This is a genomic window from Longibacter sp., assembly GCF_051155795.1.
Classification (GTDB): Bacteria; Bacteroidota; Rhodothermia; order Rhodothermales; family Salinibacteraceae; genus Longibacter.
The window spans coordinates 1-7,983 of the sequence record NZ_DAXETW010000143.1 but is presented as its reverse complement, the minus strand read 5'-3'; the positions used below and the strand labels follow the sequence as shown (position 1 = coordinate 7,983).

At 63.5% G+C, this 7,983-nt stretch carries 6 protein-coding genes; 1 reads left to right on the top strand and 5 read right to left on the bottom strand.

Features of this window, described 5'->3' with window-relative positions:
• Positions 1–894: 894 nt before the first annotated feature.
• From ACFCU0_RS13835 to rsmB, 4 genes are all read right to left on the bottom strand, one after another.
• The gene (locus tag ACFCU0_RS13835; RefSeq protein WP_434974271.1) at positions 895–2,898 is read right to left on the bottom strand and encodes an alpha-ketoacid dehydrogenase subunit alpha/beta; all 2,004 of its coding nucleotides are present in this window, start codon (positions 2,896–2,898) and stop codon (positions 895–897) included.
• Positions 2,899–3,010: 112 nt separating this feature from the next.
• Positions 3,011–3,739 (bottom strand): energy transducer TonB family protein, encoded by a 729-nt coding sequence (locus ACFCU0_RS13830; protein ID WP_434974270.1) that lies wholly within the window; start codon positions 3,737–3,739, stop codon positions 3,011–3,013.
• Between the two features lie 57 nt (positions 3,740–3,796).
• Positions 3,797–4,942 carry a PorV/PorQ family protein gene (locus ACFCU0_RS13825; protein WP_434974269.1) on the bottom strand — a complete coding sequence of 382 codons (1,146 nt, stop codon included), beginning with the start codon at positions 4,940–4,942 and terminating at the stop codon, positions 3,797–3,799.
• Positions 4,943–5,200: 258 nt separating this feature from the next.
• Positions 5,201–6,526, bottom strand: a complete 1,326-nt coding sequence (gene rsmB / locus ACFCU0_RS13820; RefSeq protein ID WP_434974268.1) for a 16S rRNA (cytosine(967)-C(5))-methyltransferase RsmB — start codon at positions 6,524–6,526, stop codon at positions 5,201–5,203.
• Between the two features lie 198 nt (positions 6,527–6,724).
• Here rsmB and ACFCU0_RS13815 point away from each other — a divergent pair, with 198 nt between their 5' ends.
• Positions 6,725–7,225: a hypothetical protein gene (locus ACFCU0_RS13815; protein WP_434974267.1), complete on the top strand. Its 501-nt coding sequence runs from the start codon at positions 6,725–6,727 to the stop codon at positions 7,223–7,225.
• 134 nt (positions 7,226–7,359) lie between these two features.
• Here ACFCU0_RS13815 and ACFCU0_RS13810 read toward each other — a convergent pair.
• The coding region (locus ACFCU0_RS13810; RefSeq protein WP_434974266.1) for a sterol desaturase family protein at positions 7,360–7,983 on the bottom strand (624 nt) is incomplete at its 5' end.

The window sequence follows — 7,983 nt, the reverse complement described above, 5'->3', positions numbered from 1 at the left end:
TAAGACATACGACAATAGCAATCTGGAACGGAGACCCCGAACCGACCGGGGCCAGGGAGGGGTGTTGAGCATCCGATTCTACCGCGCGGATACACGTCTCCCAGGGAGACGAACAGGCGGTGGGGAATGCATCGACAGCGGTCGGCAGCACATCACCGGCCCTCCTGCGACAGCGGGAGCACCGGTGGACCGATCCAGATTTACGTTAGAAACGTGGACGTCCAGACGTGGACGCGTACGGGAGATGTGGGGACAGGCCGGTGTGCGTCAGGCCGTGCCGCAGGTCTGACCTCAACCGGGGCGATGAGCGTGACTACGTCGTACCGGGGCGGGACATCCCCTTTCCCGGCAGCATGTTCCACGACGCGTATTGTCGACCAGGTGCTCGGCGACGACTCCACGATGCAGCACGAGTGGCAGTCGTCCGCGCACGGCGCCGGCACCGGCTCACACGGCGGGGGTTCGTGATGCGCGAGGCCGTTAAGATCCTCGGAGCTCCCCCCTTGTACTCTGTGCGAGTGATCCAGGCCGACGCCGCTCTGTGCAGGGGCCGCTTGATAATCCCCCGCGGTGATCGGCTCTCCGTCGCTCATCGCTGCAGGGGATGCGTACGTCCCGTGCATGCTATCGTCCGCACCCTGCTGCATGTGCGCGGCGCAGGCGGACTGTACAACGGGGACAAGAACACCCGCCAATAATAGGAGGCTGAGTGTCGTGGCAATCAGGCGATATGGAAGCCGATTTCTCATCGTCCTCTGTCACACACTGCGGAGCCGAACAGTTCCACCCTGGACGCCACGGCGCGCATCGATGAACCCCTTGGAGCCAAAACCTCTGGAGCGATGAGACGCGTCGGCACCGCGAGCTCGGGGCGCCGCGTATGCAGGGTGATGTTTAAAAGCGGACCAAACGTTCGATCGCAGCGTCCAGCTTCGACTTGGCACTGAAGATATCGCGCTCGAGATTACGGGCAAACGGCACGGGAAGGTCTTCGGCTCCGACTCGGATCGGCGGCGCGTCGAGGTGCTTGAACCCTGCCTCCGTGATGTCCGCTGCGACCTCCGCCCCGAAGCCGCCCGTCCGCGTGGCCTCGTGAAGAACAAGAAGCCGGTTGGTACTCTCGACGGATCGCAGAACGGTGTCGCGATCCCACGGCACGAGCGTTCGAAGGTCGACGACCTCCAGGTCGACGCCCTTCTCCGCCCATGCACCGGCCGCCTCGAGCGCCCAGTGAACACCCACGCCCCAGCTAACGATGGTAGCATCCGATCCCTCGCGCGCCAGACGAGCCGTACCGAGCGGGAGCCGATACGGAGCGTCCGGCACCTGTTCGCGAATGGATCGATACAATTTCTTGTGCTCGAAGAACAGGACAGGGTTTGGCTCGGCCATCGATGCCATCAGCAGCCCCTTCGCATCCGCCGGCGAGCTCGGGAAGACGACGTTCAGCCCGGGCGCATGTGCGAACCAGGCTTCCATCGATTGCGAGTGAAACGGACCGGCCCCGATGCCGCCCCCGATCGGGGCGCGGATCGTGACGCCCACCGGTTGATCCCAACGGTAATGGGTCGTCGCCAGATTGTTGACCGTCTGATTGAAGCCGCAGGTGATGAAATCGGCGTACTGCATCTCGACGACCGGGTTGAGGCCCTCCACGGCAAGGCCGAGGGACGCACCGATGGCTCCGCTCTCGATGATCGGCGTGTTGCGGACACGCTTTGTCCCGAACTGCTCCACGAAGCCTTGCGTGACCTTGAAGACGCCGCCGTACTCTGCGACGTCCTGCCCCATCACAAGCGCGGTGTCGTCGGCCTCCATTGCCTGCTGCAGGCCGTCCTGAATGGCATCAATGAAGCGCTTCTCGCTGCTCGGACCGTCCGGGGCCACGTGCGAAAGGTCGAAGGCGAGCGGCGAATCGTCCGGAAACGGCGCAAAAAGATCGGCCCGTTCCGCCTCGACGGTGCTTTCCACCTCGGGTCGCTCCAGGGCCCACTCGGCGATCTGGTCGATCTCCGCCTCCAGTTCCTGGCGAAGCCCGTCTACCTCCCCCTGCTGCATGTGCCCGTTTGCAAGCGCAAATCGGATCAGGCGGTCGACCGGGTCGCGTTCCTCCCACGTCTCGATCAGCTCATCCGGCACGTACGTCGTACCGGACGCCTCCTCGTGGCCGCGCACTCGAAAGGTCTTCATTTCGAGCAGCACCGGACCGTTCGAGCGGGCGTAGCCCGCCGCTGCTTCGACCTGGTCGATCACCTCCAGCACGTCGTTCCCATCGACGCTCTCGCCTCGCATGCCGTACCCGCGGGCGGCCTCGGCGATGTTCGTTGTGCCAAGCGCATCGCCGGTCGGCGTCGACAGGCCGTAGCCGTTGTTCTCCACCAGGAATACGACCGGCAGATCCCAGACGGCGGCGAGGTTCAACGCCTCATGAAAGTCGCCCTCTCGGGAGCCACCGTCCCCGCAAAAGGTGACGGCGACGCGATCCTCGTCGCGGTACCGAAATGCCTGCCCGAGCCCGCATGCGACCGGCATCATGGCCGCCATGTGGGAGATCATGCCGATGATATGCTTCTCCGGCAGGCCGAAGTGAAAGGTGCGGTCGCGTCCTTTCGTGAAGCCGCCCTCCTTCCCCATCAACTGGCAGAAGAGCGGGCGCAGTTCCACGCCCCGCGTCGTCCATACGCCAAGGTTTCGGTGCATCGGGAGGATGTAGTCGTCCTCTCGCAGTGCCCACGCCGTCCCGACCGCGATCGCCTCCTGCCCGTACCCGCTGAACCACTTGGAGATGCGCCCCTGCCGGATCAGCCGAAGCATCTTCTCCTCGATCACGCGCGGCACCAGCATGGCGCGGTACAACGCATGAACATCGAGCGACGGCGGGGTGTCAACGTCGGGCATAAGACGGATCGGTTGAGGGGTTTGGGAAAGGGGGAAGGGGTGTGGGCGTTGGGTGCGAATGAATCCTCTTGCTTGGGAGGCTCGCGCCCACCCTCAGACATCCATACCGCAGTCACTCCAGTCGGAAGGTGAAGGTAATCGTACCGCGCTGGACTTCCTGCGGGGCGCCGGGGGGAAGGGCGTTGAAGCGCCAGCGGTTGAGGACGCGTTTGACTTCGTTCTGGAGCTCGGGGCTGCCGCCCATGCGCGCGGGGATGAGGCCCACGACGCGTCCGTCCGGCCCGACGCGGATGATGAAGCTGATCGTCGCGTCCACCTTCTCAGTGTACTGGGGCAGCGGCGCCGTGATCGGATCGCGGTTCAGTCCTTCGATGTTGTAGGGCGCCGACTTCTGCTCGTCTGCCCCTTCGCCCGGGTCTCCGGTCTCCGCTCCAGACTCATCGTCGGATTCCTGTTCGTCCGCCCCTTCCTCCGGCTGTGGTTCGGGTTGCGGCTCCGGCGGCGTCGTCTCCTCCTCCGTTGGCGGGATCGTTTCTTCCGACTGCGGCTCTTCCTGCGGGGTCTCGACCGGCTCGGGCTCCGGTTCGGTAACGGGCTCCGGTTCAGGCTCGGGCTCGGTGGGCGTGTCGGGCTCCGGCTCTTCCTGTTCAGGAGCCGACGACTCCGGCGCCTCGTCGACAGCCTCCACCGGCCGGCCCGACTGGAACCGACCGAACTCGACCTCCACGTAGCCAAGCTGCGGCGGCGCGGGGCGAGAGGCGGTCAGAAACGAAAAAAGCAGACCCAGCAGCACGTGAAGCACCAGGCTGGCGCCAATGCCGATATAGTCGTTCTGGTCCATGACAGAAACCGGGAAGGTCAGAGTCGATGGCGAAGGCGTCGGGAAACCGCCCGACGCCTACGGCTCATCCGGCGGTTGGAGGCGGATGATCGCCGACAGGCGGTAGGTGAACCCGAGATCCTCCGCGGTGATTCCCACGAAGTCGCCGAAGCTAAGGTCGAGGGAGATGCGGTCGAGCTTGACACCGGCACCGACGGAGGGAGACGCGGTGATGCCGCCGAGATCTCCGCCGGTCTGGATCCGCTGCAGTCCCGCCCGCACCTCAGCCACGCCGGCGTAGTTGAAAGCGCCTCCGACGCGCGGGTGGAATGACACATCCCCCATGTTCGGGACGAACGCCCGTTGACCGTCGAACGCCACATCCACGTCAAACCCCGCCGTGACCGTGTGCCGCTCGCCCACCGGCCAGACAGCCCCGGACCCGAGTCGGACGACCGGCAGGACGAGCTCGGTGCCGCCCTCCGGAATGTCCTGGCCGAACACGTCGGAGAACGTGTACGGCTCGCCGGTGTCGGGATTGATATCATCTCCGCTGAGCTGAAACTCTTCCCGGTTCACACTCCAGCTCTGGAGCATCGTAGACAGGTCCTGGACAGTGACCCCGACGCGATAGGCACCGACGCGATACTGGGCCGCCGCATCCATGCTGTAGCCGTACGCCTGGGCGAAATCCCCAATTGAACGGCGGATTCCCTTGAAGTTGACGCCGGCGGACAACCGGTCATTGATCTGGCGACTATAGCTGACGAAGAGGGCCCAGTCCGCCGCTGAAAAGGTGGTGATCAGACTCTCATAATTCGCCTTCGGCTGCTGTAGAACGGGGTCCCACGCATTCAGCGTGTTGACGATGTCGTTCACGCCGCTCCGAAAAAAGCTGATTCCCAGAGCCGACCGCTCATCAAGCGGGACGGCCAGGCCGCCGTAGTCGAACGTGACGGACCCGGCGAACCGGCTCACGTGCATGTAGGCAACCTGTGTCGACTCGATTCGATGGAGTCCCGCCGGATTCCAGTACCCGGCGGTGACCTCGGAGGCGTGCGCGACGTAGGCCCCGCCCATCCCAAGGGCGCGTGCGTCGACGCCGCCGGCGAGGAAGTCCGCACCGTACTTGGCAATGCGCTGCCCGTGTGCCGCGCTACCTCCCGCAACGAGAAGCAGCAGACCGGCGATCAGAACGATGTGCACGGAACGGCGAGCGATCATGCGATCGGCGAGGGAGAAAAGAATAGCTGACGGGCGCGGTCGTCGACCGGCGCATCGCGCAAACGTACAACCGGTGTGCCCCAAAGATCCAGCTTCCCCTTGTTCGATGAACGTTCGGACGCTGGATCGTTCGGGCGTTCGGACCCAAGCCACAAGGCCACCGTCCGGGCACCCCGTACGCCCGATCATACATAACACACCTTCAGACGCACACACCTTCACACCTACAGACATACAGACCTACACACATACAAGCCGTCACACCGAAAATCGCAGCCGGGCGCAGTAAGCTCCGTCAATGGCGTCGCGGTGCGGGAAGGATGCGAAGTCACCGTCGTCCGTCACCAGTTCGTCCGAGATGAGCCCGGCGACCGTTTCCCGGGAGAAGGACGGGTGATCCGCGAGGAAGCGTTCGACCTGGGCTGCATTCTCGTCCGGTTCGATGGTGCACGTGCTGTACACGAGCCGTCCGCCCGGTGCCACCAGGTCGGCGGCGGCATCCAGAAGTTCCGCCTGCAGCTGGTTCAGCTCGTCGAGGTCATCTTCATTGCGTTGCCAGCGCAGGTCGGCTCGCTTCGACAGCACGCCGAGACCGGAACAGGGAACGTCGAGAAGGACCCGGTCAGCGCGGAAGGCGTCCCCTCGGCCCGGCAGGTCACGGGCATCGGCCGCCTCTACCTGGATAACCTCCGACAGTCCGTGCGTGGCGGCGGCGTCTTCGACGAGGCCCAGGCGCCCTTCGTGAATGTCGAACGCGTGGAGGCGACCCGTCCCCTTCATAAGCTGGGCCGCGTAGACGGTCTTGCCTCCAGGGGCAGAACAAAGGTCGAAGACGGTTTCGCCGGGCTGCGGGTCCAGGCATCGAACAATGAGGCCGGCGCTCTCATCCTGGACGGACACCACACCATCGTCGAGCAGGTCGCTGTGTACAACCGCTTGCAGGCGCTGGACGCGCACCACGTCATCCAGGAACGGCGACGGGGTCCATGACACATCGTGTTCGTCGAGCCACTGCGTCACGCCCGTTACGGTCGCGCGCTCCGTGTTCACCCGCAGGCAGAACATCGGCCGGCGATTATTCCAGGTCAGGAACGCTGCCGTATCCATCGGTCCGAACCGATTCAACCAGCGGCGAACCATCCACGTCGGATGGGAGTGACGAATCGCCAGATCCTCGGCGGTGTCGCCCGTTCGCGGTTTCGGAAGCCCGTGTTTCTTTCGAAGAATCGCCCGAAGAATGCCGTTCGTCAGACCGCCGGCACCGGGCCGAATGGCCTGCTTGGCCAGTTCGACGTACTGGTCGACGACGGCGTGCGGCGGCGTCTCCTGGTGGAGGATCTCATACACTCCCAGGCGCAGGATCACCTGTAGGTGCGGCTCCATGTCGTCGAAATCCCCGTCGTAGAATTCGGACAGGAGAAAATCGAGATGGCGGCGCCAACGTGTAACGCCCGCCACCAGCTCCCGGGCCTGGCGACGTTCCCGCTGATCCTCCTCGTCGATCTGAAGCCGCCCGACATAGGCATCCGTCGCCTGGATCCGCGTCAGATTTTCGTAAGCGTGCAACCGGGACGGGGAGACCATTTTGGGGAAAGGGTGTGTGGGAGAAAGTGGGAAAGACGTTCACTTTTTACAGTCGGCACGTCGTCTAGATGCGTGGATTCAAAGTGTAGACGGGATCCACTCCTCTTCCGTATTACGACTGCTAACTTACCAAATCATACCAGGTGCGTCGCGATCACTCTCCCCCTTGCCCCCTCTTCCTTTCTCCTCATCTTCCAAATGTCTCTCCGCCGCAAACTCACGCTCCGCGCTCACGGCGAGCAGGTAGTGTTGGTCAAGAACAAGCACGAACGCATCGAACACGTCTGGATGAAAGCGTTTCTCTGGGCCCTGTACCTGCCGCAGTATCCCGGCCTGTTGGTCGAGGTGGGGATTGGCGACAAGTACAGGCCGGACGTGGTTCAGATGGACATGCGCCTCGGACGCCCCGTCTTCTGGGGGGAGGCCGGGCAGGTCGGTCCGGACAAGATTCAGAGCCTCGTCCGACGGTACCCCGACACCCGCTTCGCGATGGCCAAGTGGGATACGCGCCTGGCTCCGTTCGTTGAGATGGTCGAGGAGGCCGTCGCCGACGTGGAGCGCGGTGCCCCCTTCGACCTGATTCGCATCCCCGAGGACGCGGGTAGCCGCTTTATCGCCGACGGGCGGATTGAGATCGACTTCCCCGACGTCACCTGGACCCGCATCGGCAACCTGACGACCTGGAAGGGGACGGACTAAACTCAAGAATCAGACTCTGCTTCGGGAAGGGTCTGCGACCCGCAACACCCTGTACCTCGCACCACTCATAACACATGCCCTCGCGGTTCAGCCGCCCCACTCACACACATTCACCCATTCACACCTTACCACATTCACGCCTTACCACCGTCCCCCTCGCGCTGCCGCGTTCGCATTTCTTCCGTTGTCATCCGGGAGCCGTCGTGGCTCCAGCCAGGCGGGCCGAAGATGTAGCCGGCTCGGTCACGCAGCGTCAGGCCGGGACGCGTGGCGTCATCCCAGATGTCCATCCATTCATGGAAGGCGATCCGGAAGGGGTTGTACGTCTCGATATTTTTCGTCAAACCGTAGGTCGGGCGCTCCTCTTCTTGCTGGAACGTGCCGAAGATTCGATCCCAGATAATCAGGATGCCGGCGTGGTTACGGTCCAGATACTTGATCTCGGATCCGTGATGCACGCGGTGATGCGACGGCGTGTTGAACACCCATTCGATCGGACGCGGCAATTTTCCGATCGTCTCGGTATGGATCCAAAACTGGTAGAGGAGGCTCACGGACTGCATGGTCACCACCATGATCGGGTGGAAGCCGATGACGGGCAGCCACATCCAGAAAATAAAAGAGCCCGTGATATTGCCCGTCCAGGTCTGTCGGAGCGCCGTCGACAGGTTGTACTTTTCCGACGAGTGGTGTACGACGTGCGACGCCCAGAAGAAACGGATCTCGTGAGACTTCCGGTGAAACCAGTAGTACGAAAA